Source organism: Kocuria sp. ZOR0020 (assembly GCF_000800955.1).
Taxonomy (GTDB): domain Bacteria; phylum Actinomycetota; class Actinomycetes; order Actinomycetales; family Micrococcaceae; genus Kocuria; species Kocuria subflava.
Genome location: NZ_JROX01000148.1, coordinates 1 through 1271 on the forward strand (window position 1 = coordinate 1; position 1271 = coordinate 1271).

Below are 1271 nucleotides of genomic sequence, written 5' to 3' on the forward strand. Positions count from 1 at the left end.
CCTAGCTGCCCAGGAGGAACGCCATGACCACCCCAACCCCGGCCGTGTACATCGGCCTCGACGTCGGCAAAACCGACCACCACGCCGTAGCACTCACCAGCAACGGCGAGACGGTCTACGACAAGGCCCTGCCCAACGACGAGACTCGCCTGCGAGGCATCCTCGACGACCTCGTCACTGCCCACGGGCCCGTGCTGCTGGTCGTGGATCAGCCGGCCACGATCGGGGCACTGCCCGTGGCCGTGGCGCAGTCCTGTGACGATGTTGTGGTGGCGTACTTGCCGGGGCTGGCCATGCGCCGGATCGCGGACCTGCACCCCGGCTCGGCCAAGACTGATGCCCGTGATGCCGCGATCATCGCCGAAGCCGCACGGACCATGCCCCACACCCTGCGAGCCATCCGTGTCGATGATGAGCAGATCGCCGAGCTGGCCATGCTCGCCGGTGCTGACGACGACCTCACTACCCAGATCACCGCTTCCTCCAACCGGCTGCGCGGGCTGCTCACCCAGATCCACCCCGCCCTGGAGCGAGTGCTGGGGCCGAGGATCACGCACCCGGCGGTAGCGGATCTGCTGGGCCGGTACCCGACTCCGGGCAAGCTCAAGACCGCTGGGCCCGGGCATGTGCGTGCCCGGCTGCGCAAGCACGCGCCCCGACTGGCCAGCTCCTTGACGGAGGAGATCTTCGAAGCTCTGGCCCAGCAGACCGTGGTCGTGGCAGGTACTGAGGCTGCGGCCACGGTGGTGCCGATTCTGGCCGAGCAGCTGGCAGGGCTGATCCAGCAGCGGGCAAGGCTGGCCATCCAGGTGGAGGCTGTGGTGGAGGCCCACCCTCTTCATCCGGTCCTGATCTCGATGCCCGGGGTAGGGGTCAGGACCGCTGCACGGATTCTCACCGAGGTCGTGGGCAAGGACTTCGCCGATGCCGGGCACCTGGCCTCCTACGCCGGCATCGCTCCCGTCACCCGACGATCCGGGTCCTCGATCCGTGGTGAACACGCACCCCGCGGAGGCAACAAGCGCCTGAAGCGCGCGCTGTTCCTCTCGGCCTTCGCCTCGCTGCACCACGGCCCCTCGAGGGCGTATTACGACCGCAAGAGGGCCCAGGGCAAGCGCCATAACCAGGCACTGATCGCCCTGGCGCGGCGGCGCACTGATGTGCTCTACGCGATGCTGCGGGATGGCACTCTGTACGAAGACCCGACCACGCCTTCGGCGCCATCGTCAGTCGCTCTGGCGGCTTGACGAAAACCATAGAGGCACCCCCCT

General features: G+C 68.1%; 1 protein-coding gene. It reads left to right on the top strand.

Going from position 1 to position 1271, the window contains the following annotated elements; genetic code table 11:
• The first annotated feature begins 23 nt into the window (after positions 1-23).
• On the top strand, positions 24-1247 hold the full coding sequence (locus L979_RS09155) for an IS110 family transposase (protein WP_047691913.1): 1224 nt from the start codon (positions 24-26) through the stop codon (positions 1245-1247).
• Positions 1248-1271: the final 24 nt, after the last annotated feature.

Coding starts and splice junctions, on each gene's coding strand:
- L979_RS09155 (WP_047691913.1), top strand. CDS start 24: ATGACCACCCCAACCCCGGCCGTGTACATCGGCCTCGACGTCGGCAAA.